We start from the raw sequence: 26415 nt of genomic DNA on the forward strand, positions 1-26415 counted from the left end.
AGGCTCTGAAGTGAGCAAGACCCGGACCATGACGAGCAAGGCAAACGAGGTGCGCGGCGACGCCGCGCGCCCGTCCTTGTGGCTCACGGTCCTCTCGCTCACGGCTTTTGCGCTTCTGATCGCGCTCGGCGTCTGGCAGATCGAGCGCCGCGCCTGGAAGCTGGCGCTGATCGATCGCGTCGAGCAGCGCGTTCATGCCCCGGCCCAACCGATCCCCTCGCCGGCGGCATGGCCGACCGTCTCCGCCGCAAACGACGAGTACAGGCACGTCAGCGTCACCGGCCGCTTCCTGCATGACCGCGAGACGCTGGTTCAGGCCGTCACCGAAGAAGGCCCGGGCTATTGGGTGCTGACGCCGCTTCAGCGTAGCGACGGCACGCTGGTCCTGGTCAACCGCGGCTTCGTGCCGACCGACCGGCGCGACGCCTCGACGCGCCGGGACGGCAATCCGGACGGCCAGGTCGAGATCACCGGCCTGTTGCGCGTGACGGAGCCAAAAGGCGGATTCCTCAGGACCAACGTGCCGGAGCACAATCGTTGGTACTCGCGGGATGTCGCCGCGATTGCGGCGGCACGCGGCCTCGACCACGTCGCGCCCTTTTTCATCGATGCCGACGCTCGATCACAATCCGGCAGCAGCCCAATCGGCGGATTGACCGTGATCAGCTTTCCCAATAACCACCTGATCTACGCGCTGACGTGGTCTGCCCTGGCTTTCATGCTGGCCAGCAGACTTATCGTCACATTCGGCGGCGGGCTGTTCCGCCGCAAGAAGCCCTGGAGCGGCTTCGTCCACGAAGCGGCCGACGGCTCCGATGCCGGCGCCCGCAGGACGGGATCAGATGCTGGAACGATCGTCGAGCCCACCTGACGGCGGAAGAACGCAGGGCGCCGTCACGCTGCAATCGCAGGCGGATGCGCGCAGCGTGCTGATCGGCGCTGCGCCGACCGACGACGAGACCAACCGCAAGAACATGGCGCTGCTGATCCAGCTACGCTGGACCGCAGTGGTCGGCCAGATCGTGACCATCGGCGGCGTGCATGTCTGGCTCGGCATTCCCCTGCCCCTCACCCGGATGGGCGCGGTGATCGGCGCCCTGATATTTCTCAACATCTCCAGCCTGGTCTGGGTGCGCCATCGCGCCGCGATCACCAACAACGAGCTGCTGGTCGCCCTCATGCTGGACGTCGCCGCGCTGACCGCGCAGCTTTACCTCAGCGGCGGCGCCACCAATCCCTTCACCTCGCTGTTCCTGCTTCAGGTGACGCTGGGCGCGGTGCTGCTCGATGGCCGCTCGACCTGGTCGCTGGTCGCGCTGACCTGCGCGAGCTTCGTCTGGCTGACCGTCGCCTACCGGCCGCTCGATCTGCCGCCGAACCCGCTGAGCGAGACCTACACGCTCACGGTTGCCGGCATGCTGCTGGGCTTCGTGCTCAACGCCGTGCTGCTGGTGGTGTTCGTCACCCGCATCAACAGGAATTTGCGCGAGCGCGACGCGCATCTGGCGGCGCTACGCCAGCATGCCGCCGAGCAGGATCATATCGTGCGCATGGGCCTGCTCGCCTCCGGCGCGGCGCACGAGCTCGGCACGCCGCTCGCCTCGCTCTCGGTCATCCTCGGCGACTGGCGCCGCATGCCCGACCTCGCCGCCGATCAGGAGCTGGCCGAGGACCTCGCGGAGATGGAGACCTCGCTGCAACGCTGCAAGTCGATCGTGACGGGCATCCTGGTCTCGGCGGGCGAGGCCCGCGGCGAAGGATCGTCGCCGACGACGGTTGCGGCTTTCGTCACCGCGCTGGTGGAGGAGTGGCGCGACGCGCGCTCGGCGCGCACGCTGTATTTCGTCAACACCTTCGGCGAAGACGTTGCGATCGTCTCGGACGTCGCGCTGAAGCAGGTGATCTTCAACGTGCTCGACAACGCCTACGAGGTCTCGCGCGACTGGGTCGAGCTCGTTGCCGGGCGCGAGGGCGATCATCTCGTGCTGTCGATCAGCGATCGCGGCCCCGGCTTTGCGCCGGAGATGCTGGCACAAATCGGAAAACCTTATCAGTCGAGCAAGGGCCGCGCCGGCGGCGGGCTCGGCCTGTTCCTGGTGGTGAACGTGGTGCGCAAGCTAGGGGGCAGCGTGACCGCCGAGAACCACAGGAAGCGCGGCGCCACGGTGCGCCTCACGCTGCCGCTCGCAACGCTGGCGATCGGAGGCAGCTTTGACGCCTGATCGTTCGCTCATCATCGTCGAGGACGATGCCGGCTTCGCGCGCACCCTGAAGCGTTCGTTCGAGCGCCGCGACTACGAGGTCGTGCTCGCCGCCTCGATCGAGGAGGTGCGGAAGGTCCTGGAGGAGCGATCGTTCGGCTATGCCGTCGTCGACCTCAAGCTCGGCGGCGCTTCGGGGCTGGTCTGCGTCGAGCTCTTGCACACCCACGATCCGGAGATGTTGATCGTGGTGCTGACGGGCTTTGCCAGCATCTCCACCGCGGTCGAGGCCATCAAGCTCGGCGCATGCCACTATCTGGCCAAGCCGTCGAACACCGACGACATCGAGGCCGCCTTCAACAAGGCTGCAGGCAATGCCGAGGTCGCACTCGACGCCCGGCCGACATCGATCAAAACGCTGGAATGGGAACGCATCCACCAGACGTTGATCGAGACCGACTTCAACATCTCGGAGGCGGCGAGGCGGCTCGGGATGCACCGGCGCACGCTGGCAAGGAAGCTCGAGAAGCGACCGGTGAAGTGAGGAGGAGCGAATCGAAGCCGCTCCTCCTCTCCACTGGTTAGGCTTGCTTGCCATATCGCGCGATGACGTCGGCCAGCGCGATATGGCCCGCACAGTATCCTGCTCCCGGATCATTGCTCCCGCTCTCCACGGCGGTGGCATAGATGACCCCGGGATCGGCCTCGAGTTGTTGGCGCAGCGCCGCCAGTTTTGGCCAGCGGCTCCTCTCCGCGACGGCGTGGAAGTCGAGCCACCGCGCCACACCTGCCAGCAGGGCGTCCGCGAGGGTCGGCCGGTCGGCCAGCAGGAATCTTGCCGGCTCGATCATGCCTTCGAGCTTGTCGTGGCGTTCGATCACCTTTCTCCTTCCGAACTCCCGCAAGGCCGAGCGCATGGCGTCGTCCATCGCCGCGCCTTCCATTGCGACCCAAAGCGGCGCGAACGCGCCGGTAAAGCCGGTATTCACGAACGCCATCAGCTGATGCATGCGATCGGCTTTCGGCGACACCGGATCAAAGCTGATGCGCCGTTCGGTATCCCTGGCTTCGAGCCAAGCTGCGATTGCCATGGTTTCCGTCAGTACATCACCCTGCTCCGTGATGAGTGCAGGCGTCTCGTGTCGCGGATTGATCCTGGCGTATGACGGGCTCAGCATCTCGCCCAGCATGTCGACGCGACACAGGCGATATGGCCTACCAAGCCATTCAAGAGTTGCAACGAGTCCCATGGAGCTTCCCATCGGGAAGCCGTAGAGTAGGATTGGATCCATCGATCTATTCTCCGTGATTTCTGATGATCACGCTGCGCAGCGGTCCCGAACCCTAGTCGCTCGCTCCATCAAGTAAATTGCGAACATTTTTGTAACCTGGAGTCCGCCGATGAAAGACCTCGTTTCGAGATGTCCCATCGAGGAAGTGATGCAGATCCTGAGCGGCCGGTGGCCTACGCTTCTGATCTACTATTTGAAGCAGGGCACCAAACGGTTCAGCGACTTGCGTCGGGACAATCCGACCATCTCGCACAGGATGCTCGCCCTCGAGCTTCGCAAACTGGAGGACGCCGGTATCGTGACCCGCACGGAATTCGGCGGATACCCGTTGAGGGTCGAGTACGATCTGACCGCCGCCGGCCACACATTGGTGCCGTTGATCGATGCGTTAGGCGCCTGGTGGTCGACAGTTGCGACTGACGCGGGCGGAGACGGCCACGAGACCGGGCGCGGCGCTTCGGGAAGCGCGTCGCGGGTTTGATGCCGTTCAGGACCGCATAGGCTCAGAAGCAATTCGGCCCGCTGACCGTCCCTCCGAAACAAAAAGCCCGGCCAAACGGCCGGGCTTTTGATTTGTTGCGATGAATGCGCGAGACGCTTACGCGGCCTCGTCGGCGACCGTGGCGCCGCCATCGGTCTCGTCGCTGTCGCCCTCGGCGTCCGCATCGCCTTCGCCTTCGGCGGCTTCGGACTTGGCGCCGGTGCGGCGCGGGCTCTTGGCGAGCTGGGCCTCGATCTCCTTGACCGCTTCGGTCTCGGTCGAGTGCTGCACCACCGCAATCTCGCGGGAGAGACGGTCGAGCGCGGCTTCATAGAGCTGGCGTTCGCTGTAGGACTGCTCCGGCTGCGACTCGGAACGATAGAGGTCGCGCACGACTTCCGCGATCGCGACGATGTCGCCCGAATTGATCTTCGCTTCATATTCCTGGGCGCGGCGCGACCACATGGTACGCTTGACGCGGGCACGGCCCTTGAGAGTCTCGAGCGCACGCTTCACCAGCGCGGGGTCCGACAGCTTGCGCATGCCCACATTGGCGACCTTGGCGGTCGGCACGCGCAACGTCATCTTGTCCTTGATGAAGTTGATGACGAACAGCTCGAGCTTCGCGCCGGCGATCTCCTGCTCCTCGATGGCCAGAATCTGGCCGACACCGTGAGCGGGATAGACGACGAATTCGTTGGCCTTGAAGCCCTGACGCTGGGTCACGACCTTCTTTTCTTCGACCTTCGGCGCGACAGCCGCGGGCTTCACGGCCGGCTTGGCGGCAGCGACAGGGGCCTTGGCGGGAGCAGCAGCAACAGGAGCCTTCGGCGCGGCGGGCTTGGCAGCGGGAGCCTTGGCAGCGGGCGTCTTTGCAACAGCGGGCTTGGCGGCAGGCTTGGCGGCAACAGGCTTGGCAACGGTCGCTTTCGCGGCCGGCTTGGCAGTCTTGTTAGGCATTGCGCTTCTTTTGTTCTTCGAGGACTTTGCAGCCGGCGCCTTCGTCGCGGTCCGACCCTTGGATGCGCTACGGCTGGCCGCGGCGACTTTCTTGGCGTCCTTATGGGAAGCCTTCGCTGAAGTACTCTTTTTACGCGTTTTCTGTGACACAGCCTGCGCGCGGAAACTGCCACGCCCCTGTTCGACATTTGGTTTCACGGGAACCCAACGGGGCCGACGGGCTAACCAGGGTTCGGCTCAATGTGCCCAATATAGCACATTTCCCGCAAAAATCAATGATTTAGGGGTCTTAAGGGCTGGTTTTCAGCGATAACGCCGCTAATAGGGTTAAGTTTGACCCGAATTAGTCGCCGGAGCCGGGGTTCGAGGAGAAATACTTGTCGAACTTGCCCTCCATGCCGTCGAAATCCTTGGCGTCGGCAGGTGATTCTTTCTTCTGGGTGATGTTCGGCCAGCTCTTGGCGTAGTCGGCGTTGACCGTGAGCCACTTTTCCAGGCCCGGTTCCGTGTCCGGCTTGATGGCATCGGCGGGGCATTCGGGCTCGCACACGCCGCAGTCGATGCACTCGTCAGGATGGATGACGAGCATGTTCTCGCCCTCGTAGAAACAGTCGACCGGGCAGACCTCGACGCAGTCGGTGTACTTGCACTTGATGCACGCTTCAGTGACGACGTAAGTCATCCAACGCTCCGAAAAGCTCTTTTAAAAGTCGCGGCTTGCGTAGCGCGGATGGCCCGGCGCCGCAAGCTCAGGAACGGCCGATCATGACGGCTTTATGCGCTTGATCGACCAAGAAATGAATTCAAAGCGCAATTAATTGCGCTGAGAATTCGGATGGCCTTCGCTGAGCTCTTCGTAGAGCACACGGGCCGAGGCGGCATCGCCGCGGCGCTCGTTGAAGGCGATGACTTTCAAGACGCGCACGGTGCGATCGAGCGCGACGGTGAGCACGTCGCCGATCTTGATCGCATGCCCCGGCGATTTCTCGCGTGCGCCGTTGACGCGAACATGGCCGGACTCGACAAGCTCGGCAGCGGAGGTGCGCGCCTTCACCACCCGCGCGTGCCATAGCCATTTGTCGATGCGCTGCCGCTCGGTCGTGGGCTCACTCCTTACGCCCTGACAGCTGCTCCTTCAGCGCAGCGAGTTTTGCGAAGGGCGAGTTCGGATCGACCGGGCGATCGCGCTCGCGCGGGGTGGCGCTCGATGCGTAGGGACGCAGCGACGGCCCGCCCTGGCGGTCGCGGCCCTTGTCGCGGTCGCGGCCACGGTTGTCGCGGCCCTTGTCGCGATCGCCGCCGAACTTGCCTTTGTTGCGATCCTTGTTGTCGCGGTCCTTGTTGCCGCCATTCTTGCTCTCGAACCGGCGGTTCTTGTCCTCAGGACGCGGCGCGGCTTCGGCGCCACCTTCGCGCGGCTTGCGGAAGTCCCTGCCGCCATCGCGACCGGAATCGCGACGATGACCGCCACCATGGCGATGACGCTCACCGCGCTTCTCGCCGTCGGCGACAGGCTGGGCTTCGCCTTCGGCAGGCGCGGCGCCGGCTTCAGCAGCCGCCTGCGGACGCGGCTGGTGACGCGGGTTGCGATGGCGCTCGTGGCGCGGTTTGCGATCGTCGTGACGGCCGGCGGGACGCCAGACCTCGATGAGCTCGGGCTCGGCGGGCGTCGCCGCGGCCTCCACGGGTGCTGCCGCATCGGCCGACGCAGCGGCTTCGGTTGCAGCAGTCTCTGCAGGCGCGGTTTCGGCAGACGCGGTTTCAGCGGGAGGGGTTTCAGCAGCTTCAACGGCTGCCGCAGCCTCTTCCGCAGGTGGCGCGATGCCGGGAGCGTCTTCCGGCGTGACGGAAGCCTCAAGCGCCGGCTCTTCAGGCGCGGGCTCGTCGTGCTGCTCCATGCCGGGCGCGTCTTCGACGGTCACAGGCTCGGCGGCGGCTTCGATCGCGGTGTCCGCGGGCGCGGCGGCGTCCTCGACCGGCGCTTCGGTTGCGGGCGTCTCTTCGCTGGAGGCTTCAGCAACAGGGGTCTCGGCAACAGCCGCAACGGGCTTCGCCGGCAGCGGCGGACGCTTGTCCATGCGATAGCCGAGCGCACGCAGCACCGACGCAAAATCCTCGCCGGCCGAACCGGTGAGCGAGGTCATCGCCTGCGTCACCACGAAGCTGCGGCCGTCGAACGCACCGGCGGGCTTTTCGCCGGACGCGTTCTCGCGCCAGGCCAGCGCCGGACGGATCAGGTCGGCCAGGCGCTCGAGGATATCGACGCGCACGGCGCGCTCGCCGGCCTGCTTGTAGCCGAGCACGCGATAGGCGTCGCGCGGCAGCTGCTTGTCGACCGGGAACGAGGTGCGGCCGGAGCTTGCCAGATGCTGCGCGCCCGACAGCGCAGAGGGATCGACATTGTCCTGCTTCAGCGCCCAGAGCAGCGCGGCCAGCGCACGCCCGGCCGGCTTGAGCAGACCGGGGAAATAGAGGTGATAGGCGCCGAAGCGGACGCCGTATTTGCGCAAGGTCGCGCGCGAGGGCTGGTCGAGGTCCTTCAGCTCGTTGGCGATCTTCGGGCGCTCCAGCACGCCGAGCGCCTCGACGAGCTGATAGGCGATACCGCGGGCGATGCCGGTGACGTCCTCGGCCTTGCTGAGCTCGAACAGCGGCCCAAGCAGCTTTTCGATATGCGTCTTGAGCCAGAGCTCGAGCCGGGCCTGCACCTTGTCGCGGGGGCCGCCCGTGAGGCGTTCGTCGGAGATGATGCGGATGCGCGGATGCAGCGCGTCCTCTGCGGCAGACAGCCGCGCCACGGCATCGCCGGTCCAGCGGATGATGCCTTCCGAGGTCAGCACGAACTGCTCGTCCGGCGCATTGCCCAGTTTTTCGGCGCGCGCGTTGATCTCGCCGGCGAGCACGGCCTGCGCTGCAGCCTGCAACGCTTTCGCATCGGAGCCGGCTTCCGCCGCATCCGGTGCAAAGGTGAAGCCATCGAGGCGGCCGATGACATGGCCTTCGACGATGACTTCGCCGGTCTTGCCGATTTCCGTATTCAAGCTCGTGTTCTCCCGCAGGCGGCGCATCAATACACTGGTCCGGCGATCAACGAAACGCTCAGTCAAGCGTTCATGGAGCGCATCCGATAATTTATTTTCGACCTCGCGGGCGATCCCCTGCCAGCGTTCGGGGTCTTTCAGCCAGTCGGGACGGTTGGCGACGAAGGTCCAGGTGCGAATCTGCGCAATCCGGGCCGACAGCGTGTCGATATCGCCGTCGACGCGGTCGGCCTGGTCGATCTGGGTCCTGAACCAGGCGTCGGGGATGCATCCCTTCCGCATCAGGAAGCCGTAGAGCGTGGTGACCAGCTCGGCATGGGCGGCCGGCGACAGCTTTCGATAATCCGGGACCTGGCAGGCCTCCCACAGCCGTTCCACCGCGTCCTTGCCATGCGCGACATCGCGCACCTCGGCGTCGCGGGCAGCGTGGTCGAGCACGCGCATGTCCTCGGCGATGGGCGCGCGCGTCAGCGCCTCATGGCCGGGGGCCAGGTTCAGGGAGACCTGGAGCGCGCCGAGGGAAGCAAAATCCAGCTTCGAATTGCGCCATTGCAAAACCTTCACGGGATCGAAGGTGTGGTTCTGCAGCGCATTGACGAGCTCGGGCTCGAACGGAGCGCAGCGGCCGGTGGTGCCGAAGGTGCCGTTGCGGGTGGCGCGGCCGGCGCGGCCGGCGATCTGGCCGAATTCGGACGGCGTCAGGCGGCGGAACTGGTAGCCGTCGAACTTGCGGTCGGAGGCAAAGGCGACGTGGTCGACGTCGAGATTGAGGCCCATGCCGACGGCGTCGGTGGCGACGAGGTAGTCGACCTCGCCGTCCTGGAACATCGCGACCTGCGCGTTGCGGGTGCGCGGCGAGAGCGAGCCCAGCACCACGGCGGCGCCGCCATGCTGGCGGCGGATCAGCTCGGCGATGGCGTAGACCTCGTCGGCCGAGAAGGCGACGATGGCGGTGCGGCGCGGCTGCCGCGTGATCTTGCGGTCGCCGGCGAATTCCAGCTGCGACAGGCGCGGCCGCGTGATCATGGAGACGCCCGGCAGCAGCCGCTCGATGATCGGGCGCATCGTGGCAGCGCCGAGCAGCAGCGTCTCGTCGCGGCCACGGCGGTTGAGGATGCGATCGGTGAAGACGTGGCCGCGCTCCAGATCGGATGCGATCTGCACCTCGTCCACAGCAAGAAACGAGACGTCGAGATCCCGCGGCATCGCCTCGACGGTGGAGACCCAGTAGCGCGGCGCTTTCGGCTTGATCTTCTCCTCGCCGGTCACGAGCGCGACGGCATCGGGGCCAACCCGCGCGGCGATCTTGTTGTAGACCTCGCGCGCGAGCAGGCGCAGCGGCAGCCCGATCATGCCGGAGGGATGCGCGAGCATCCGCTCGATGGCGAGATGGGTCTTGCCGGTGTTGGTGGGACCAAGCACCGCAGTGACGCCGGCGCCGGGGAGTCGCTCGGAAGCGAAAGGGGAGGAGGAAAAAGGCATCTGGGGGATTAGGTAATGGCGATTGGGGCGAATGTCAGTGCTGTTTTGGGGCGGTGGCGCGAAGCGCCTGGAAGTCACCCGGCTTCGGCTTCTCCGCTGTCATGCCCCGGCTTGACCGGGGCATCCAGTACGCCGCGGCTTCTCGGCTCAATCACAGACGCCTCGGTGTACTGGATCGCCCGGTCAAGCCGGGCGATGACACCGAGAGTGTGGGAGCATTCTCCCCGAACCTCGCGCAACTGTCTCACTTTGCGACGCTTTTCCCGTTGGCTTTAAGCTTCGGAACGAGTTGAGAACGAATCGCGGCCGAATCGCAGACTCCCCCGTGAGTCCTGTTCCGTTCACGCAACATGTCGCGGGAGGCTTATGGGTTCGCACTAGATGGAGTTTTGCCCCGCCGCACAAGCGACCTTTCGATGGCGGATTCGTTAAAGCTGGGGACGGCGCGGAGTCGAATCAGAATCGGGGAGGAGTCAAATGGATTCCCCGCTCTCGCCCCCCTCCAAACAAAAGTGCGAAAACAACCCCATGCACAGTAGGCATGTCATTGAAATCGCTTGCGTTTATTTTTGCTAAAAGGGGGTCAACGCGGGGAGCAGGCTTACTGCGTCTTCGCGACCTTGGGCGGCTGAGCGCTGGTGACGAAGGACGTCGCTTCCAGCATGGCCGGCCCGAGCGGGGTCGGCACTTTCAGCCAGAACGGGACCAGGATGCGCGTGCCGGCGATCGGCGCGAACGCGACCTCGATGTTGCGCTGGGCGGCGAGATATTTGATCACGGGACGGTCGGGGATGTAGCCGGCGATGGGCACGAAATACAGCGAGCAGACCACGACCTGGCCGTGATAGCCTTTCTCCGCCTTCACGTTTTCCATGCGCTTGAAATCGAGCTTGAGCTCGTAGCGCATGCGGCCGTCGAACACGGCGGCGCTGCCGTGGCAGGCGTCCGCTGACAGCACGTCGCCGGTGCCGGAGACGCGCACCAGCGAGGCCGTCATCGGGTCCCAGACGCCGCGGCGATGCGCATCGGTGACGACGATGCGGTCGGGATCGACCGGAGGCTCCGGCACGATGGCAAAATCCTTCACATTGCCCTTGTCGAGCGTGATGCGGATCTCTTCGGTCTTCTTCGAGGTGGTGGTGGAGGCCTGGTAGCCGGTCGCGACCAGCGCGCCGTTGACCACGCGGCCTTGCGAGGCCCCGGTGCCCGACCCGCCCGCGAACGATTTCAGCAGCCCCGAGGTGCCGCCGGAGGCCGCGGCCGCGAACACATCGTCCTGGATGTCGATGTTCCAGGCGCCCTTGCCGACCGGAATGCCCGCCAGCGTCGCCTCGTATTGCGCCTCGAGCTTGCCCTGCGCCGCCGCGGGCTCCGCCGCCCACGCCAAAACCAGCCCGCCAAGGGCCGCCATGACCCAGCGTCCGGCAGAGCGCGGATTATTTGCGCGCGGATTCCTTGCGCGCCGCTCCGCTGAGCGCAGCTCTTTTGGGCGCAGCTCATTTGGACGCAGACTTGGCGCAAGCGTTGTGAGCACGAAACAATCCAATCGGGGCGCGAACGGTTGTTACTTAAGCCAAAAACCGCGCCAAGCAATGCGTCCGGGCCTATCCGCGCCGGAACTCCACCGGACTCTTCGGGCGCGAATACGCCCTTTATGTGATGGTAAGACGCGATAATCATTGCCGTTTTGGTGATCCAGACGGGTCAGAAGCGCGCACCTCACCCCGCCACCTCCACCGCTGTCATGCCCCGGCTTGACCGGGGCATCCAGTACGCCGCGGCCCCTCTGGTCAGCCGCACCGGCGCGGAGTACTGGATCGCCCGGACGAGCCGGGCGATGACACCGAGTGCCGGGCGCGAAACTGGCGTCCCAGCCGCCCCAAAACCTTGACGTCCCGCCCCTTCCCCCCTATACGTCCGCCCGCTCCCTGCAAGGACAGAGAATTTGCCCGTGGCGCCCCGAATGGCGGCCGCACATCGTTGGGAAAGATTGAGGATTTTACCATGTCTCGCCGCTGCGAATTGACGGCCAAGGGCCCCCAGGTCGGCCACACGGTCAGCCACTCCAACATCAAGACCAAGCGCCGCTTCCTGCCGAACCTGGTCAACGTGACCTTCATCAGCGAAGCGCTGGGCCGCAACGTGCGCCTGCGCGTCTCCACCAACGCGATCAAGAGCGTCGACCACAATGGCGGCCTCGATCCCTATTTGCTCAAGGTCAAGGCCGACCTGCTGTCGCCGCGCGCCCTCGAGCTGAAGCGCGCCATCCAGAAGAAGGTCGGCCCGACGCCCGCGCCGGCGAAGAAGGCCAGCTAAGAATTTTAGGATTGGGCGAGGGCTTGCGTCGCGGGACGTAGGCTTAGCCGGAGAGAGTTTTGCGGGACGGCCGGATCGGAAGATCCGGCCGTTTTTGTTTTTGCGGTGCAAATGTCTATGTCGCCGCTTCGCTTGGAGTAGGCTACGCTAAGATCATCAATTGCCACGACTTTTTGGGAGCCTCTCAACGACGGCCGTATCGTCCTTCGCGCGCGGCCTAGATCGAGGTAGCTTTGAGAGAGCACTCGCCGAGCGGAAGCACGTCATCCTAATGCATAGTTACCAAAAACAAACGGTTGCCGTGCAGAATCAGACCGACGAGCGCGTCGAAGGTGAACGACAAACCTTTCTTCGTGTCGCGGAGATTGTGTTGAGCAAGTCTCGTGTCCCACTTAGCGCTGGTGAGATTGTTGATCGAGGAGTCGAGCAAGGACTCTTTGGCGACCACACAATGGGTCGCACACCCCAGAAATCCATGCAGGCTCGGCTTAGCATGGACATCCTACACAGAAAGACTGACTCACGATTTGTTCGAACCGGCCGCGGGCGCTTTACCCTTCGCGCTTCGCTAGGAGCACCAGTAAGTGAACCGGACATTGCGCCCGGCGAAGTTCAGTCTGAATACGTAGCCGAGCGCCGTGTACTAAATACGCCGCGAGAAGAAGTTCTGTGCGTTCCAGAGCCTGCATATCGCGATGTCCTGACCTTTCAGGGTATAGACACCGATACACCCTTGATACTGGGGCAGCTTCTTAGCGAAAAAACTACCACCTATCTCGGGCGAGCTGAGGCTGAGGTCAACAACGACGCGAAGCAATTCATAACGTACGTCTTGGTTCAATGTGGTCAGCGCTTGCTGTTCTTCAAGCGATCCTATCTCAGCCGAGCAGCCGAATTTCTAAGAGGATCGAAGTGCATTGGCTTCGGTGGCCACGTTAGCGCCGCTGATCTCGATATGCTTTCGCGAGCCGACTTTGGTTTGTCAGCTTGCGGACGCAGAGAGCTCGCGGAAGAACTTTTTTTGCCAGACCGAACCAGACGGAAACGCAAGGTCTCGGCTGAGGCAAGTCTTACAGATAAGCCTACTATCGATCTCTTTCAGAGCGTTCCACTAGAGTGTTTGGGAGTTCTGAACGACGACTCTTCGGAGGTCGGAAGGCGGCACGTTGCCGTTGTTTACCGTGCATGGCTTCCCGATTGGAACACAGCCAAGAAGCTGCAGAAGGGCGATTCATCGATCAAAGGCTTGGGATGGATCGATCTTTCAAAGGACAAGGTAGACATAACCGATTTCGAATATTGGTCGCAGCTATGTTTGCGACGCTTTTATCCGTCCACTCTCTTCACGCGAGCAAGACTCGAAATCGTAAGTAACTCTCGCTTCGCGAGCGACCGCATCTTAGTTGTCGCTGGCCGAATTGGATCGGGGAAGTCGGAGACCGCCAATTACCTCAGCCAACGCTTACACTGCTCTTTGATCAAGACTGGGGAGTTGGTTCGCGCGCTAATGGAATCACCTCCAATCGGGGAGATTGGACGAGAGGAATTTCAAACTCGAGCATACAAATTCATCAGCGCGGAAGGCGGCACTAAGAAGTTGGCTGACGCTATAGCGAGCCAAATCGCGCACGAAGGTGGCAATCGTACGATTGTCGATGGAATTCGAAATCTCGACACCTTCGAGCACTTAGAAAGAAAGTGCGCTGGCGGGATCGGACTACTCTTTGTGCAGACTCCACCGGATCTCGCGTTCGACATGTATCGCGCCAGAGAGGCAGGAACGCTGAAATTCAGCTATCGCGATTTTCTTAAGGTATACGACGCCCCAGTAGAGGGGGAGATCTCAAGTCTGGGGCGCCGAGCAAACGCCTACATCTACAACTCTTTTGGGATGGAAGCCTTTCGGCGAACGCTAGACGAACTATTGCCGCAAATGCGTTCATAGCGCTGGAAACAAAGACGGTTCAGCGGCCAAGCGATACGTCATGAATGCCTTGAGGGCCTTAATTGATTGCGATACGACGAGTTTTTCCCCAAGACCTGAATGGTCGTCCTTCACGATCTCCGCATAGGTCCGACCGCCAAAGCCGTCAGGACAAAAAATGGTGTCCCAGTAGAACTCTCTAGTTCCTCTTGGAGAATTACTCAAAGCGCCTTGGGTCTCGCCGACAAAGGTGTGGACGTTTAGACCATCACAATAGCCGACTACAGCTCGCGCAATAGCTCTAGTCGTGAGCGTCGAACAAGCCGCCACAAACTGTTCGGGAGCAAGAGAGTCCCACATCGGCTGAGTAAGCCCACCCGGAAACGACTTATCCCCGAAGCCTTCCAGAACGAGCCCTGCATGCTCAACAATGCAGGGTATCTGAATCTGTCGATACGCAGATTCAACTTTGAACTTCACCATAGACTCAAGATCGCATAATAGCGGCTCCGTTGTTGCGATCTTCCTAAAGCGAACATCGAAGAGCTCGCCCAGCGTCTTGCCGGTATACTCAAGCTCGATCGTGTCCTTCGCTAGTGCCCATTCCTCCTTCTTGTAATCGCTCCAGGAGCAATACGCGATTTGTATGGGAGAGGAGCTCATCACTAGATTCTCATCTCATGAAGCACTTCAGCGACGTTCTTTGAAATATCTTCCGCCCCAACGGGTATGACATCGATGTTGCGCTCATTGAATAGGCGCCGCTCGAATTCCGACGGCTCTGGCAGAACTATGTATGCTCTTCGCCCGCTCGAAGAGTTCGGCAGATCGGAAAATAAGCGATTCACGATGTGAAACAAGTAATTCACATTCGGATCGCGGAAGCTGTATCCGATAAACAAAACGGCTCTACCGAGTATGTCGCCCCGTAACTTGAAGTCCATTGGACTTTCCAACCGCATCCGCTCCATGTATTGCGATTCGGAGACCACCATCTGTTGAGGATTATTGAAGTCGCCGTGAAATTTGACGACTTCGATCACGGACCGATCATGCGCAATCGTGTGTTCGCCCGATACGATGTGCGTGTTTCGTCCGCTCTTCTTTAGAGCTCGTTCGATAAAATCGTCGTAATTTGTTGTATAATAGAGGCTGCAACGATCCAGTTGGACCAACTCTGAATGCACCGGCGAAGCAAGAATGTCTGCATCCGTCGCTTCAGCGAATTGTAGCGAAAGCCAATTCGTTAGCGGTGCGAGTTCGCGGTTCAAAATCTTGAAGTACTCCAAGATTTGGAGGTCACTTCCCCGCATCCGCAGCAAATTCTCGTCATTACAGCCAATCAACTTCGCTGCTTGGTCCACCATCGCTTCCCAAGACGGCCCCCTCTTGGTTCCTCCGTCCCAGGTAACTGACATTGACGCTCCTGCGCCGACGAACGGGACGACGCGCCTATCGCGGTATAGTCTTCGAAGATCGGGGGGACAGGTCATCGAACCTTCTTCACTACTAAGCGAGTAAGACTGTGAAAATGCGGGATGTTGTTATTGGGATGCGTCTCGTGAATGATCGAGTCAGACTCAGCCAAGACCGTGTGGCCTCCGTATTGCTCCACATAAAACGAATGAGCCAGTAGGGTTGGCGAAAAGTTCGGATGGGCAGATAAATCATGGGGCCCATCATTGAATGAAACAAGGAAGTGATACCCGCCAAGCCGTGTCCTCAGCAGCGCCGTTTGGATCAGTGAGGATATCTCTTCAGACGAACTAAGGCAGTGCGCTAAGCCATAGAGCACAACCACATCAAATAATTCATCCCTAGTAAGATAAGCCCCTCCGTCTAAGACGAGCCATTCAATTCGCGGGTCTGGAAACGAGCGCCGACCATTTTCTATAGCCTTCGCGGAGCAATCGACTGCTGTTACGCTTGCGCCGCATTGAGCAAATGCGGCGGCGTTCTTCCCTTCCCCGCAACCTAAGTCGAGTACGCGAATTCCACGTAAATCCCGATGCTCTTCGAGAAACGATTTCACTAAAGAGCCGGGGGACGTCCCCCAAAAGCAATCACTCGACGAATAACCTTCATCGTAACCGCCGCTGTCTCTTGTCATTTGCCTGCAATATGGATTGAATCAGAAGCAGATAGCTTAGGGATACTGCCGGACCAACGCAATCAGCGGTTGATCGAGAAGGACCCTGTCCCCGGCGGAGGTCGAGTTCGCGCAGGCGAGCTCGTTTCGCGCCGTCCTGCAGAGAGAACCGGACGCTCATGCGAGGTGGCGACGATCCAAGACTCAGAATTGTCGATCCACAGTTGCCGCCGCGCAACGAGCCACCCCGTAGTGTTACTAGCTAAGCCAAGGTCTTATTGATCTCCCGCACTGGTTGCGCTTTTGTGCAACTTTCCGGGGGGATTCTTCTAATGCGTAATTTGGGCGTAGCGGTCCTTGCGGCCGCACTTGCTGGCTGCGCGTCGTCTTCATCTGACATATCGGCGGCTTACGTCTCACCGGTGCAGTATCAACAGTACAATTGCCAGCAGCTCGCGCTTGAGGCGCAATCGGTATCGGCTAGAGCTGCGACCCTCTCCGGCGTTCAAGACAGCCAGCGCACAAAGGATCAGGTCGTAACGGGCGTTGCTGTCGTTGTGTTCTGGCCCGCGGCGTTCCTGGTCGGCGGCGACAAACAGGCTGCGGCCGAACTTGCGCAAATGAAGGGACAGTTGATCGCGGTCGAGCAGGCCTCGATCGCAAAGAAGTGCAACATTCAATTCCAGGGCAAACCCCAGGAACCGCCGAAGTAGGCGTCCTCGCTCCCCCTACCCCCGAAAATCAATGCTCCGCAGCACGATGCCCGGCGGCGTCCCCTCGAACTCCGTCGCCTGATATTTGCGTCCGGTGCAGGCTTCGATGCGCTCGCGCAGGCGCGTGAACTGCTCTTCGCGCTCGCTCGGCCGGGCGCGCGGGCCGCGCTCGAGGTCGTCCATGGCGGAGGTCGAGATCGCGCAGGCGATCTCCTTACTGCCGTCCTGCATCGAGAACTGGACGATGCCGCGGTCCTGGTCGTGGGCGATGAAGCGGCTGCTGGTGAGCGTCATGGGGTACTCCTTTTGCGTCCGCGCGTCGTGCCGGCCTTGTGCACGATCGCGCACGGGGGACGCCGGTCGGCGTTATCGAAGCGGGCTGTGGCACGAGGGTGCACAACAATGTGGTTATGGGTCCCGGCTCCGTGCGCAATAGCGCACTCGGCCAGGACGACGCCTGAGTGGCTTGCCTTCAGCCGTCGCCGTTGAGTCTTGCGAAATCGTCGAACAGCGCGGTCACCAGCGCGCGGTGGCGGGTGTCCTCGGCGGGCAGGCCCGCGGCATAGAGGTTGAGCAGATGGCGGGCCTTCACGGCAGCCTCCGGCCAGGACGCGGCCGGCACCGACATCATGCGGTTTTCGAGATCGGCCTCGCGCTCGCGCAGCTCCCTGACCTGGGCCTCGACATCGGCCAGCGCGCGGCGCAGATCGGTTGCCTTCTGGGCGGCCATGCCGCGGTGGCTGTCGAGATCGACCGGGATGTCAGTCATTTCAGGCACTCGCGTCGATACGTTGGGCATCCGCCAGGTCGACCGAGCCGATCGACAGCATCTCCGTCGCACCGCGCACGCCTTCGGAGGGCACCGTGATCATGGTGGCGACGCGGCGATAGGACGCGAAGGACAGGCCCTCGATCATCTCCTCGTCGGTGATGACCTCATAGGCGCCGGCCGGCAATTCGCGATCGAGGCCGCGGATGTGGAATGGATGCTTGAAGGTGATGGTTTCTCGCCGCGAGCGGATGGTCATGCGCGCCTGCCTTTCGCAAAGAAGGGGCCCCGAACCGACGCCAGCTGTGGCGAAGCATGCGCTTCTTGCGCGGCAATAGCCAGCATTATGTCAGCGCGGGCCGGGACTTAAGGCGCAATCGCGGCGCTCGCGCGCGGCGTTTTAGTCCTCGCAATCGGCAGGGCGCGGGCGTACGCTGGACCACGTCAGCGCAGCTCACGCAATTGCCGCGCGTCGATGTTGCGCTGCATCTTTCGCGCCTCGTGTGCGCGGCGGCGATCTTCAATGGCTCGGCGGACGCATCTTACAGCCCCGCCAGCGACCATTGCAGCGCCGATCTCGCACGCGGACGAACTCGAAACCCAGGAGGAGACGACGTCATGGCCAAGGGACAGCAACGCAGCAACCGCGAGACCAAGAAGCCGAAGAAGGACAAGATCAAGACCAGCGCCGCAGCGCCGAGCCGCAAGGATGCGGCGTGGCAGCCGGAGATCGGTCAGAAGAAGAAGTAGCGGGCGCTGTTTTCCCTTCTCCCCTTGCGGGAGAAGGTGGCGTAGGCGGTCTTCGGCCGCCGTTCTTGAAAACGCCGATGCTTCGCATCGGCTATGGCGCCGGATGAGGGGTCTGTCTCCGCGGAGCTCCGACGCGAGAGATTCGCGCGCGGAGAGAGACCCCTCACCCGTCTCAATCGCGCGGAGTGCGATTGATCCACCCTCTCCCACAAGGGGAGAGGGGAAGAAGCACCATCTCCCTCTCCCCGCCCTTTTCCGCTATACTCGTCCGGGTAGCATCAGCGGGAGGGGCATCCTGTGGATCACGAGCGCAACGCCGACCACACATCCGAGCCGAAGAACCTCGTCATCTGCTGTGACGGCACCGGCAACGAGATTTCTGAAAACATCTCCAACGTCCTGAAGCTCTATCGTTGCCTGCGCAAGACCGCCAAGACGAAGCCGCGGCAGTTGGTGTTCTACGATCCCGGGGTCGGCACCGTGACGGAGCCGTCGACGTGGCACCGCTGGAAAGCCAACGTCAATCTGGTGCTGGGGCTTGCCACCGGCTACGGGCTCGATGACAACACGCTGTCGGCCTATTGCTTCCTGGTCCAGCACTACGCGCCGGGCGACAGGATCTACCTGTTCGGTTTTTCGCGCGGCGCCTATACCGTGCGGGTGCTGGCGGGGCTGATCCACAAGATCGGCCTGATCTCGCCGGAGCAGGCCAACCTCGCGGGCAGTGGCCTCGTCGCCTACAAGCAATATTCCGGCACCGGGCGCGGCAACGATATCGAGGACCTCAAGGACATCGCTGTCGACGAACAGGGACCGCTGCCGAAAGACCAATTCGACCTCGCCGCGCAGTTCGCGCGGATCACCTCGACGCGCTGGCCGACCATCCACTTCATCGGCGTCTGGGACACGGTGGCGAGCGTGATCGTGCCGCGGCGCGACGTCTTCTTCCTCGTCTTCAGCCTGGAGGAGCTCGCCTTCACGCTGCGCAATCCGAGCGTCAACATCTTTCGCCAGGCGATCGCGATCGACGAGCAGCGCCGCATGTTCCGCCTCAAGGCCTATGAGGAGCCGCAGGATTATTGGCGCAACCGCTATGTGCCCGACGAGAAGAAGGAGCCGCAGGATATCCTGCAGGTGTGGTTCGCCGGCGTGCATTGCGACGTCGGCGGCGGTTATCCGGAAGCCGAGAGCGGCGAGTCCAAATATCCGCTGCTCTGGATGATCGAGGAGGCGACCAAGGCCGGGCTGAACTTCAACCCGCGCACGGTGAACCAGCTCGCCTGGGGGATCCAGCGCACGAACTCGCCGTTCCAATACGTGCCGCCGGCTTACACCGGCAAGACGGGCGAGCTGCACAATTCGATGACGGCGGTGTGGCGCGTGCTGGAGTATCTGCCGAAGAGCGCGACCTACAAGGAATGGCCGGAGCGCAAGGTGTTATGGGGTTTCTACATCCCCGATTGCGAACCGCGCCCCATCCCCGAAGGCGCGCATGTGCATGAGAGCGTGGTGAAGCGGATGGCGGTGGAGCCGGATTATCGGCCGGTGAATTTGCCGAAAGATTATGTGACGGTGCCGATGCCGGTGCCGCCCCATGTGGGCATGGCGGCCGAGGCGGGGGAGATCGTGGTGGGGTGACTCGCCTCGTCATTGCGAGCGCAGCGAAGCAATCCAGAATCTTTCCGCAGAGTCAGTCTGGATTGCTTCGCTGCGCTCGCAATGACGATGGTTGAGGCGGCGTCGCACGACACCATCCCTGTCGTGCCTGCGAAGCAGGCCCCGCCCCACCCCACCAGGCTACCACCAATATTCATTAAAATTATCGCCCCCGCTTTAGCCGGATCGAATCACCTCTCGTTCATCATGGTGCCCAGACCACCCGCGCCATCCGCGGAAATTGGAGGAGAGTGCCAATGCATCCGCGCCGACATGCCCGCGTCAAACCCGCAGGCCTGGTGTCCCGCCAGGCCAAGATCATCACCGACCCGCGCGCGCCGGTGATCCCCTGCACGCTGATCGATTATTCGCCCGGCGGGGCCTGCGTCGATCTCGGCGGCCAGGTGAAGATTCCCGATCGGTTCGAGCTGCTGCACGTCAACACCAAGAAGCGCTGCCGCGTGGCATGGAAGCGCGGCACGAAGGTGGGCGTGGTGTTTTGAGACGGTCTCCCTACGTCCGCATCCGCGCCTTCGCGCCCGCGACGATCTGCATCGCGACGCCGGCGATCCAGCCGAACAAGGCGAACCAGCTCCAGGCGATATGCGGCTCGAGGCGGAGCACGATGATGGCGACGGAGGCGAGCGCGGTGAGCGTGGCGCAGAGCGTGCCGGCGGCGCTCAACAGTTCCGCGGCGTCGATGTCGCCGTGGGCCTCGTCGAAGGGCAGCTGCGGCGTGTCGATGCCGAGATAGAAGCCGACGAAGCCCAGCACCATCATCAGCAGCAGGAAGCCCTCGGTGGTGAGCGCGGGAATCGCAGATCCCACATAAGCGCCGACGAACAGCCCGCACGCCGCGCCCGCCATCGCAAGCCCCACGCGCTCGATGACGTGGGCAGCCTTTCGAACACCAAACCGCATGGCGGGCCTCCGCGAGGAGTTGGACGCGCGCGAGGTTAGGCCAGATTTGGCGGGGGTGGAAGCTGAGAGGGTTTACGGATGCGTGAGGCGGGGGGTGGTTCAGGACCAAAGGACGCACAGCGCGGCGACCTTTGCGTGGGCGCATGCCTCCCCGACCCTCATTGCGAGCGCAGCGAAGCAATCCAGGCTCTTTCAGCGGACGCAGTCTGGATTGCTTCGTCGCAAGGGCTCCTCGCAATGACGAGTTTGTGGCTCGGCTCTCGCACCACAATCAGGCACCCCTCACCGCGCCCCGAACGTCGTCTTGCCGAACAGCGCCTTCTGGGTCGAGGGCTGCGAGCGCCAATATTGCGGCGGCGCTTCGACCTCGCCGCCGAGTTCGGCTGCGGCGTGCCAGGCCCAACGCGGGTCGTAGAGCAAGCCGCGGGCGAGCGCGATCATGTCGGCCTTTCCGGATGCGACGATCTCTTCGGCCTGCTTCGGCTCCGTGATCAGGCCGACGGCGATGGTGGGCAAACCCGTCTCGCGCTTGATGGCCTCTGCAAACTGCACCTGATAGCCGGGGCCGAGCGCGATCTTCTGCAGCGGCGAGACGCCGCCGGAGGAGGCATCGATCCAGTCGACACCGCGCGCCTTCAGCGCCTTGGCGAATTCAATCGTCTGCGCCAGGTCCCAGCCGCCCTCGACCCAGTCGGTCGACGACACCCGCATGCCGACCGGCTTGTCGTGCGGGAACACCGCGCGCACCGCGTCGTAGACCTCCAGCGGGAAGCGCATGCGGTTCTCGAGCGAACCGCCATATTCGTCGGTGCGCTTGTTCGAGATCGGCGACAGGAACTGATGCAGCAGATAGCCGTGCGCGCCGTGCAGCTCGATGGCGTCGATGCCGATGCGATCGGCGCGCTTCGCCGACTCCACGAAGGCGTCGCGGATGCGCTTGAGGCCTGCGGCATCGAGCGCCAGCGGCGCGGCCTCGCCCTCCTTGTGCGGCAGCGCCGACGGCGCCACGGTCTGCCAGCCGCCCTGGTCCTGCGGGATCAGCTGGCCGCCGTCCCAGGGCCGCGCGCTCGAAGCTTTGCGGCCGGCATGCGCGAGCTGCATCGCGACGGCGGTGGAAGAATGTTTCCGCACCGAGGCGAGGATCTGCTTCAGCGCGGCCTCGGCGGCATCGCTGTAGAGCCCGAGGCAGCCCGGCGTGATGCGGCCGATCGCCTCGACGTGGGTCGCCTCGATGCAGAACATCGCCGCGCCCGACAGGCTGAGATTGTTGATGTGGGTGAAGTGCCAGTCGGTGGGAACGCCGTCCTCGGCCGAATATTGGCACATCGGCGACACCACGACGCGGTTCTTCAAATTCAGGCCGCGCAGCTTGATCGGAGAAAACAGGGCGCTCATGCGGGGGAGTTCCGAAAGGGAGGGAGGGCGATGCAGGGGAGTGTAGTGAGGGAAACGCGGATTGCCAGCCGCGCCGGGGGAATGGCCGCCCGTAGCGTCATGCATTGCGGCCGCGCCGCCCTACTCCACCAGCGCGAACTGCAGCAGCAGCGTGCGCTGGAGCATCGAGAAATTGTCGTCGGACACCAGCGTCAGCACGGTCTCGCCGTCGGCCGTGACGTGGGCGTCGATGCCTTCCATGTTGTCGATCTCATGGCCGAGATCGGCCTTGAACAGCACGGGGCCGTCGACCAATGCGCCCGGCGCGATCGATTTCAGGGGGATCGCGCGGATGCGGATATCGACGCCGGTGAACCAGGAAAATTTGCGTTCGAGGATCAGGAGATCGCCCGAGGGCAGCAGCACGGCGTCGCTGATGAGCTGCTGGTCGGTGCGGCGAATGCTGAACTGGCCCGGCGTCGGGCCGCCGATCAAGAAGCCGATCAGATTGCCGTCGGCATCGAAGCCGCCTTCCGACAGCGCGATCAAGGTCCCCGCGAGCGGCTGCCCCTTTGGTATGTCCCTGGGGACAAACACCAGCGCCTCGAGCCCCTTGTTATAGGGCAGCTTTCGCACCGCGGGCGGCGTCGGCAGCACCTCGCCGCGGGCGCGCGTGCCGCCCTTCGCAAAATCGAACCGCATGATCTGGTTGACGCGCTCGAGCCCGACATAGACGAGGTCGCCGTCGCGCGCGAGCGCCTCGGTGTCGTACCACAGCCGCTTCTCCGTGATCGGCCGCCCCTCCGCATTGAGCACCGGCGCGGCCACGACGTCGTCGAGACCCGTCATGCTCCGCCCGGAATAGCGGATGCGACCGGTGAACCAGGTGCCCTGGTCGGAGACCGCGAGGAAGCGCTCGCCTTTGCTGTCGAGAAAGCGGAAGCCGGACAGGCCGCCGAAGCCGCGATGCGGCGAGGTCAGCACCAGGCCGCCGCGATAGTCCAGCGAACCGAACCGCGTGCGCGCGCGGTCGCGCGGCTCGAAATTGGGGATCGGCCGCGCGTTGACCTCGATGCCGACGGGCGCGGCGACGGCGTGCTCGATCAGCGCCGGCTTCGGCGCAGGCTGCGCCTGCGCCAGGCGAGACAGTGCGAAAGTGGAAAATCCCGCCGCCGCGTGGCCGATAAAGCTGCGGCGGGATCGATGATTGCTCACGAATGCAGTTTGCGCCGCGGGCGACCGGCCGGTTGCGTGGGCGCGGTGTTGGTCTCGCTGAACAGTTCGGCGAGCTTTTCAGTGATGGCGCCGCCGAGCTCTTCGGCGTCCACGATCGTCACCGCGCGGCGATAATAGCGCGTCACGTCGTGGCCGATGCCGATCGCGATCAGCTCGACCGGCGAGCGGGTCTCGATCTCCTCGATGATGTGGCGCAGGTGCCGCTCGAGGTAGTTGCCGGGATTGACCGACAGCGTGGAATCGTCGACCGGCGCACCGTCCGAGATCATCATCAGGATCTTGCGCTGCTCGGGCCGGCCGAGCAGGCGCTTGTGCGCCCAGTCGAGCGCCTCGCCGTCGATGTTCTCCTTCAACAGCCCCTCGCGCATCATCAGGCCGAGATTTTTTCGCGCACGGCGCCACGGGGCGTCCGCCGACTTGTAGATGATGTGGCGGAGATCGTTGAGACGGCCCGGACTGGCCGGCTTGCCGGCGGCAAGCCACGCCTCGCGCGATTGCCCGCCCTTCCAGGCACGCGTGGTGAAGCCGAGAATCTCGACCTTGACGCCGCAGCGCTCCAGCGTGCGGGCGAGGATGTCGGCGCAGGTCGCCGCGACCGTGATCGGGCGCCCGCGCATCGAGCCGGAATTGTCTAAGAGCAGCGTCACCACGGTGTCGCGGAACGTCGCCTCCTTCTCGTGCATGAAGGACAGCGGGTGATAGGGATCGGTCACCACGCGCGACAGCCGCGCCGGATCGAGAATGCCCTCTTCGAGATCGAACTCCCAGGCGCGGTTCTGCTGCGCCATCAAGCGCCTCTGGAGGCGGTTGGCGAGACGGGCGACGATGCCCTGCAGATGCGCGAGCTGCTTGTCGAGATAGGCGCGAAGCCGCTCCAGCTCGTCATGGTCGCAGAGGTCCTCGGCGGCGATCACCTCGTCGAACTTCGGCGCGAAGGCATGATATTCCGGCCCGCGCGGCTCGTTCTTGCCGTGCGAATTCGGCCGCGTCGCCTCACCCGGCGTCTCGTCGTCGCCGAGCTCGCCGTCGTCGAAGGTGTCGGAGGTCGAGGCCTGCGCGCTTTCCATCGCGCTCTCGCTCATCTCCTCGCTCGAGGCCTGCGCCTGGTCGGCGCTCATCTCCTGCGCAGCGTCGGAATCGGGCGAGCCCTCGGCGCCGGACTGATCGTTGTCGCCGTCCTGGTTCTCGTCGTTCTCGTCATTGTCTTCGCTGTCGGCGCTGCGCTCGTCGCCGATTTCGAGCGCCGTCAGCAGATCATGCACGGCATCGCCGAACCTGGTCTGGTCCTCGACCACGGTATCGAGCCGGTCGAGCCGCCTGCCGATCTTGTCTTCCAGGATGGGACGCCAGAGATCGACCATCTTCTTGGCGGCCGTGGGCGGCGCCATGCCGGTCAGGCGTTCGCGCACCAGCATCGCCAGCGCGTCGGCGAGCGGCGCGTCGGCGCGATCGGTGATCTCGTCGAACTTGCCGCGATGGAAATGGTCGTCGAGCATCGCGGTGAGGTTTTTCGCAACGCCCGCCATGCGCCGCGCGCCGATCGCCTCGACACGGGCCTGCTCCACCGCCTCGAACACGCCGCGCGCCTGCGGATTGCCCGGCATCAGCTTGCGATGCACCTTTGGATCATGACAGGCGAGCTTGAGCGCGATGGAATCGGCGTGGCCGCGCACGATCGCGGCATCACGCCTGGTCATCTTTCGCGCGGGTTCGGGCAGCCGCGCCTTGCCCGGCGCGAGCCCGGGACGCTCGGCGGCGAAGCTGACATCGAGCTCGGGCGCCTTGGCGATCGCCTTCAGGCAGGAGGCCACCGAGCGCTTGAACGGCTCGGTCGGGGCTTCCTTGGTGTTGCGGAACTTGGAGTTGGAGGTGGTGCTCATCTCGATCTCACCGTCGTCCCGGCGAAGGCCGGGATCCATAGCCACCGACGGTTATTGCGTCAGGGAAAACTATCAGCGTCGCTTCACCGAGAGACCTCGCGGCATGGGTCCCGGCCCCCGTGCGCAATTGCGCACTCGGCCGGGACGACACACCGAGAGAGATCAGCTGAGCGCCACGTTCACCGCCGATTCCGGCAGCTCCGCATTGAAGCAGCGCTGGTAGAACTCGGCGACGAGAGGACGTTCGAGCTCGTCGCATTTGTTGAGGAAGGTGACCCGGAACGCAAAACCAATGTCGCTGAAGATGTCGGCGTTCTCGGCCCAGGTGATCACCGTGCGCGGGCTCATCACCGTCGACAGATCGCCATTGGCGAAGGCGTTGCGGGTGAGATCGGCGAGGCGAACCATCTTGTTGACGATGTCGCGGCCCTCCGTGGTGCGATAGTGCTTGGCCTTGGCCAGCACGATCTCCACTTCCTCGTCATGGCTGAGATAGTTCAGCGTGGTGACGATCGACCAGCGGTCCATCTGGCCCTGGTTGATCTGCTGGGTGCCGTGATAGAGGCCCGAGGTGTCGCCGAGGCCGACGGTGTTTGCGGTCGAGAACATGCGGAATGCCGGGTGCGGCTTGATCACCTTGTTCTGGTCGAGCAGCGTCAGTCGGCCGGAGACTTCCAGCACGCGCTGGATCACGAACATCACGTCCGGGCGGCCGGCGTCGTATTCGTCGAACACCAGCGCGACGTTGTGCTGGAGCGCCCAGGGCAGGATGCCGTCGCGGAATTCAGTGACCTGCTTGCCGTCGCGGACCACGATCGAGTCCTTGCCGACGAGGTCGATACGGCTGATGTGGCTGTCGAGGTTGACGCGCACGCAGGGCCAGTTCAGTCGCGCGGCGACCTGTTCGATATGGGTGGATTTGCCGGTGCCGTGGTAGCCCGTGACCATGACGCGGCGGTTGTGCGCGAAGCCGGCGAGAATGGCGAGCGTGGTGGCGCGATCGAAGCGGTAATCGGAATCGACTTCGGGGACGTGAGGATCGACTTCGGAATAAGCGGGGACTTCGAGATCGCTGTCGATCCCGAACACCTGGCGCACCGACACCTTCATGTCGGGCAAACCGGAAACTTCCTCAACTTTGGACATCGCGGCGGTCGTCATCAATCCTCCGAGGTCCCGGGCGATCCCGAGACCAGTTATTGCACGTTGGCTGCGGCTGGGTGCGATCGCGAACCTATCAGAGACAACGTGCGGGCAGAAGCCCGCCCCTCAATCAAAGTTCCGCTGTCTTTTCATTTAGATAGGCAAGGAACGCGATTTTTGGAAGGCT

Annotated in this window: 27 protein-coding genes; 10 read left to right on the top strand and 17 right to left on the bottom strand. The window is 63.3% G+C overall.

The genetic code is table 11. The features are described 5' to 3' along the window. Nucleotides 1-10: 10 nt before the first annotated feature. Genes N551_RS0117160 through N551_RS0117170 form a run of 3 tightly spaced genes read left to right on the top strand, consistent with a single transcriptional unit; the run spans nucleotide 11 to nucleotide 2745 of the window. On the top strand, nucleotides 11-871 hold the full coding sequence (locus N551_RS0117160; protein ID WP_027567959.1) for an SURF1 family protein: 861 nt from the start codon (nucleotides 11-13) through the stop codon (nucleotides 869-871). Next, nucleotides 843-2222, top strand: a complete 1380-nt coding sequence (locus tag N551_RS0117165) for an ATP-binding protein (protein WP_027567960.1) — start codon at nucleotides 843-845, stop codon at nucleotides 2220-2222. The genes N551_RS0117160 and N551_RS0117165 overlap by 29 nt, the downstream gene beginning before the upstream one ends. Continuing rightward, the gene (locus N551_RS0117170; protein WP_027567961.1) at nucleotides 2212-2745 is read left to right on the top strand and encodes a response regulator transcription factor; all 534 of its coding nucleotides are present in this window, start codon (nucleotides 2212-2214) and stop codon (nucleotides 2743-2745) included. The genes N551_RS0117165 and N551_RS0117170 overlap by 11 nt, the downstream gene beginning before the upstream one ends. Before the next feature lie 37 nt (nucleotides 2746-2782). Here the strand turns inward: N551_RS0117170 and N551_RS0117175 are convergent, their stop codons facing one another. After that, nucleotides 2783-3493, bottom strand: coding sequence for a glutathione S-transferase family protein (locus N551_RS0117175; protein ID WP_027567962.1), 711 nt, complete (start codon nucleotides 3491-3493; stop codon nucleotides 2783-2785). Nucleotides 3494-3602: 109 nt separating this feature from the next. On the opposite strand from N551_RS0117175, the gene N551_RS0117180 reads away from it, so the two are divergent. Next, nucleotides 3603-3974, top strand: coding sequence for a helix-turn-helix domain-containing protein (locus tag N551_RS0117180; RefSeq protein WP_027567963.1), 372 nt, complete (start codon nucleotides 3603-3605; stop codon nucleotides 3972-3974). A gap of 117 nt (nucleotides 3975-4091) precedes the next feature. Here the strand turns inward: N551_RS0117180 and N551_RS0117185 are convergent, their stop codons facing one another. The 5 genes from N551_RS0117185 to N551_RS0117205 all read right to left on the bottom strand — a co-directional run bounded on the left by N551_RS0117185 (nucleotide 4092) and on the right by N551_RS0117205 (nucleotide 10868). Next, on the bottom strand, nucleotides 4092-4934 hold the full coding sequence (locus N551_RS0117185) for a CarD family transcriptional regulator (protein WP_081747863.1): 843 nt from the start codon (nucleotides 4932-4934) through the stop codon (nucleotides 4092-4094). A 343-nt stretch (nucleotides 4935-5277) separates the two neighbouring features. Then, nucleotides 5278-5616: a ferredoxin FdxA gene (gene fdxA, locus N551_RS0117190; RefSeq protein ID WP_027567965.1), complete on the bottom strand. Its 339-nt coding sequence runs from the start codon at nucleotides 5614-5616 to the stop codon at nucleotides 5278-5280. A 132-nt stretch (nucleotides 5617-5748) separates the two neighbouring features. Then, complete coding sequence (locus N551_RS0117195) at nucleotides 5749-6018, bottom strand: RNA-binding S4 domain-containing protein (RefSeq protein WP_081747864.1); 270 nt, start codon at nucleotides 6016-6018, stop codon at nucleotides 5749-5751. A gap of 22 nt (nucleotides 6019-6040) precedes the next feature. Beyond that, complete coding sequence (locus tag N551_RS0117200; protein ID WP_027567967.1) at nucleotides 6041-9457, bottom strand: helicase-related protein; 3417 nt, start codon at nucleotides 9455-9457, stop codon at nucleotides 6041-6043. Nucleotides 9458-10058: 601 nt separating this feature from the next. Then, a complete protein-coding gene (locus N551_RS0117205) occupies nucleotides 10059-10868 on the bottom strand; it encodes a DUF3108 domain-containing protein (protein ID WP_027567968.1) in 810 nt (269 codons plus the stop codon). Between the two features lie 593 nt (nucleotides 10869-11461). On the opposite strand from N551_RS0117205, the gene rpmB reads away from it, so the two are divergent. Both rpmB and N551_RS35710 read left to right on the top strand, forming a co-directional pair. Then, nucleotides 11462-11773, top strand: a complete 312-nt coding sequence (rpmB, locus tag N551_RS0117210) for a 50S ribosomal protein L28 (protein ID WP_027567969.1) — start codon at nucleotides 11462-11464, stop codon at nucleotides 11771-11773. A gap of 271 nt (nucleotides 11774-12044) precedes the next feature. Continuing rightward, nucleotides 12045-13718, top strand: coding sequence for an HTH domain-containing protein (locus N551_RS35710; protein ID WP_081747866.1), 1674 nt, complete (start codon nucleotides 12045-12047; stop codon nucleotides 13716-13718). On the opposite strand, the gene N551_RS0117220 is transcribed toward N551_RS35710, so the two are convergent. From N551_RS0117220 to N551_RS37075, 3 genes are all read right to left on the bottom strand, one after another. After that, nucleotides 13713-14360: a non-canonical purine NTP pyrophosphatase gene (locus N551_RS0117220; RefSeq protein ID WP_027567970.1), complete on the bottom strand. Its 648-nt coding sequence runs from the start codon at nucleotides 14358-14360 to the stop codon at nucleotides 13713-13715. The genes N551_RS35710 and N551_RS0117220 overlap by 6 nt on opposite strands. Nucleotides 14361-14362: 2 nt before the next feature. Continuing rightward, a complete protein-coding gene (locus N551_RS0117225) occupies nucleotides 14363-15115 on the bottom strand; it encodes an SIR2 family protein (protein ID WP_245287796.1) in 753 nt (250 codons plus the stop codon). 71 nt (nucleotides 15116-15186) lie between these two features. Next, nucleotides 15187-15807, bottom strand: a complete 621-nt coding sequence (locus N551_RS37075) for a bifunctional 2-polyprenyl-6-hydroxyphenol methylase/3-demethylubiquinol 3-O-methyltransferase UbiG (RefSeq protein WP_081747867.1) — start codon at nucleotides 15805-15807, stop codon at nucleotides 15187-15189. Nucleotides 15808-16118: 311 nt separating this feature from the next. On the opposite strand from N551_RS37075, the gene N551_RS0117230 reads away from it, so the two are divergent. Next, a complete protein-coding gene (locus N551_RS0117230) occupies nucleotides 16119-16499 on the top strand; it encodes a hypothetical protein (RefSeq protein WP_027567972.1) in 381 nt (126 codons plus the stop codon). A gap of 15 nt (nucleotides 16500-16514) precedes the next feature. On the opposite strand, the gene N551_RS0117235 is transcribed toward N551_RS0117230, so the two are convergent. From N551_RS0117235 to N551_RS0117245, 3 genes are all read right to left on the bottom strand, one after another. After that, nucleotides 16515-16793 (bottom strand): DUF1488 family protein, encoded by a 279-nt coding sequence (locus tag N551_RS0117235; RefSeq protein ID WP_007604598.1) that lies wholly within the window; start codon nucleotides 16791-16793, stop codon nucleotides 16515-16517. Nucleotides 16794-16971: 178 nt separating this feature from the next. Continuing rightward, nucleotides 16972-17268 (bottom strand): hypothetical protein, encoded by a 297-nt coding sequence (locus N551_RS0117240; protein WP_027567973.1) that lies wholly within the window; start codon nucleotides 17266-17268, stop codon nucleotides 16972-16974. A gap of 1 nt (nucleotide 17269) precedes the next feature. Next, nucleotides 17270-17527 (bottom strand): hypothetical protein, encoded by a 258-nt coding sequence (locus tag N551_RS0117245; protein ID WP_027567974.1) that lies wholly within the window; start codon nucleotides 17525-17527, stop codon nucleotides 17270-17272. 359 nt (nucleotides 17528-17886) lie between these two features. On the opposite strand from N551_RS0117245, the gene N551_RS39540 reads away from it, so the two are divergent. The 3 genes from N551_RS39540 to N551_RS0117260 all read left to right on the top strand — a co-directional run bounded on the left by N551_RS39540 (nucleotide 17887) and on the right by N551_RS0117260 (nucleotide 20177). Further along, nucleotides 17887-18018 carry a hypothetical protein gene (locus N551_RS39540; RefSeq protein WP_007599247.1) on the top strand — a complete coding sequence of 44 codons (132 nt, stop codon included), beginning with the start codon at nucleotides 17887-17889 and terminating at the stop codon, nucleotides 18016-18018. 297 nt (nucleotides 18019-18315) lie between these two features. Then, on the top strand, nucleotides 18316-19656 hold the full coding sequence (locus N551_RS0117255) for a DUF2235 domain-containing protein (protein WP_027567975.1): 1341 nt from the start codon (nucleotides 18316-18318) through the stop codon (nucleotides 19654-19656). A 275-nt stretch (nucleotides 19657-19931) separates the two neighbouring features. Beyond that, on the top strand, nucleotides 19932-20177 hold the full coding sequence (locus tag N551_RS0117260) for a PilZ domain-containing protein (protein WP_007599245.1): 246 nt from the start codon (nucleotides 19932-19934) through the stop codon (nucleotides 20175-20177). 10 nt (nucleotides 20178-20187) lie between these two features. Here the strand turns inward: N551_RS0117260 and N551_RS0117265 are convergent, their stop codons facing one another. The 5 genes from N551_RS0117265 to cobS all read right to left on the bottom strand — a co-directional run bounded on the left by N551_RS0117265 (nucleotide 20188) and on the right by cobS (nucleotide 26246). After that, a complete protein-coding gene (locus N551_RS0117265) occupies nucleotides 20188-20595 on the bottom strand; it encodes a hypothetical protein (protein WP_027567976.1) in 408 nt (135 codons plus the stop codon). Between the two features lie 282 nt (nucleotides 20596-20877). Beyond that, on the bottom strand, nucleotides 20878-21990 hold the full coding sequence (locus N551_RS0117275) for an NADH:flavin oxidoreductase/NADH oxidase (RefSeq protein WP_027567978.1): 1113 nt from the start codon (nucleotides 21988-21990) through the stop codon (nucleotides 20878-20880). A 120-nt stretch (nucleotides 21991-22110) separates the two neighbouring features. After that, nucleotides 22111-23184, bottom strand: coding sequence for an esterase-like activity of phytase family protein (locus N551_RS0117280; protein ID WP_027567979.1), 1074 nt, complete (start codon nucleotides 23182-23184; stop codon nucleotides 22111-22113). Then, nucleotides 23181-25085 carry a cobaltochelatase subunit CobT gene (gene cobT, locus N551_RS0117285; RefSeq protein WP_027567980.1) on the bottom strand — a complete coding sequence of 635 codons (1905 nt, stop codon included), beginning with the start codon at nucleotides 25083-25085 and terminating at the stop codon, nucleotides 23181-23183. Before cobT ends, N551_RS0117280 begins: the two co-directional genes overlap by 4 nt. Nucleotides 25086-25247: 162 nt before the next feature. Further along, complete coding sequence (cobS, locus tag N551_RS0117290) at nucleotides 25248-26246, bottom strand: cobaltochelatase subunit CobS (RefSeq protein ID WP_007599232.1); 999 nt, start codon at nucleotides 26244-26246, stop codon at nucleotides 25248-25250. Nucleotides 26247-26415: the final 169 nt, after the last annotated feature.

Source organism: Bradyrhizobium sp. URHA0013 (assembly GCF_000518345.1).
Classification (GTDB): Bacteria; Pseudomonadota; Alphaproteobacteria; order Rhizobiales; family Xanthobacteraceae; genus Bradyrhizobium.

Excerpts from the sequence above, each read along its gene's own strand:
- N551_RS0117165 (WP_027567960.1), top strand. The coding sequence starts at position 843 with ATGCTGGAACGATCGTCGAGCCCACCTGACGGCGGAAGAACGCAGGGC.
- N551_RS0117175 (WP_027567962.1), bottom strand. The coding sequence starts at position 3,493 with ATGGATCCAATCCTACTCTACGGCTTCCCGATGGGAAGCTCCATGGGA.
- N551_RS0117180 (WP_027567963.1), top strand. The coding sequence starts at position 3,603 with ATGAAAGACCTCGTTTCGAGATGTCCCATCGAGGAAGTGATGCAGATC.
- N551_RS0117185 (WP_081747863.1), bottom strand. The coding sequence starts at position 4,934 with ATGCCTAACAAGACTGCCAAGCCGGCCGCGAAAGCGACCGTTGCCAAG.
- fdxA (WP_027567965.1), bottom strand. The coding sequence starts at position 5,616 with ATGACTTACGTCGTCACTGAAGCGTGCATCAAGTGCAAGTACACCGAC.
- N551_RS0117200 (WP_027567967.1), bottom strand. The coding sequence starts at position 9,457 with ATGCCTTTTTCCTCCTCCCCTTTCGCTTCCGAGCGACTCCCCGGCGCC.
- N551_RS0117205 (WP_027567968.1), bottom strand. The coding sequence starts at position 10,868 with ATGGCGGCCCTTGGCGGGCTGGTTTTGGCGTGGGCGGCGGAGCCCGCG.
- rpmB (WP_027567969.1), top strand. The coding sequence starts at position 11,462 with ATGTCTCGCCGCTGCGAATTGACGGCCAAGGGCCCCCAGGTCGGCCAC.
- N551_RS35710 (WP_081747866.1), top strand. The coding sequence starts at position 12,045 with ATGCATAGTTACCAAAAACAAACGGTTGCCGTGCAGAATCAGACCGAC.
- N551_RS0117220 (WP_027567970.1), bottom strand. The coding sequence starts at position 14,360 with ATGAGCTCCTCTCCCATACAAATCGCGTATTGCTCCTGGAGCGATTAC.
- N551_RS0117225 (WP_245287796.1), bottom strand. The coding sequence starts at position 15,115 with ATGTCAGTTACCTGGGACGGAGGAACCAAGAGGGGGCCGTCTTGGGAA.
- N551_RS37075 (WP_081747867.1), bottom strand. The coding sequence starts at position 15,807 with ATGACAAGAGACAGCGGCGGTTACGATGAAGGTTATTCGTCGAGTGAT.
- N551_RS0117230 (WP_027567972.1), top strand. The coding sequence starts at position 16,119 with ATGCGTAATTTGGGCGTAGCGGTCCTTGCGGCCGCACTTGCTGGCTGC.
- N551_RS0117235 (WP_007604598.1), bottom strand. The coding sequence starts at position 16,793 with ATGACGCTCACCAGCAGCCGCTTCATCGCCCACGACCAGGACCGCGGC.
- N551_RS0117240 (WP_027567973.1), bottom strand. The coding sequence starts at position 17,268 with ATGACTGACATCCCGGTCGATCTCGACAGCCACCGCGGCATGGCCGCC.
- N551_RS0117245 (WP_027567974.1), bottom strand. The coding sequence starts at position 17,527 with ATGACCATCCGCTCGCGGCGAGAAACCATCACCTTCAAGCATCCATTC.
- N551_RS39540 (WP_007599247.1), top strand. The coding sequence starts at position 17,887 with ATGGCCAAGGGACAGCAACGCAGCAACCGCGAGACCAAGAAGCCGAAG.
- N551_RS0117260 (WP_007599245.1), top strand. The coding sequence starts at position 19,932 with ATGCATCCGCGCCGACATGCCCGCGTCAAACCCGCAGGCCTGGTGTCC.
- N551_RS0117265 (WP_027567976.1), bottom strand. The coding sequence starts at position 20,595 with ATGCGGTTTGGTGTTCGAAAGGCTGCCCACGTCATCGAGCGCGTGGGG.
- N551_RS0117275 (WP_027567978.1), bottom strand. The coding sequence starts at position 21,990 with ATGAGCGCCCTGTTTTCTCCGATCAAGCTGCGCGGCCTGAATTTGAAG.
- cobT (WP_027567980.1), bottom strand. The coding sequence starts at position 25,085 with ATGAGCACCACCTCCAACTCCAAGTTCCGCAACACCAAGGAAGCCCCG.
- cobS (WP_007599232.1), bottom strand. The coding sequence starts at position 26,246 with ATGACGACCGCCGCGATGTCCAAAGTTGAGGAAGTTTCCGGTTTGCCC.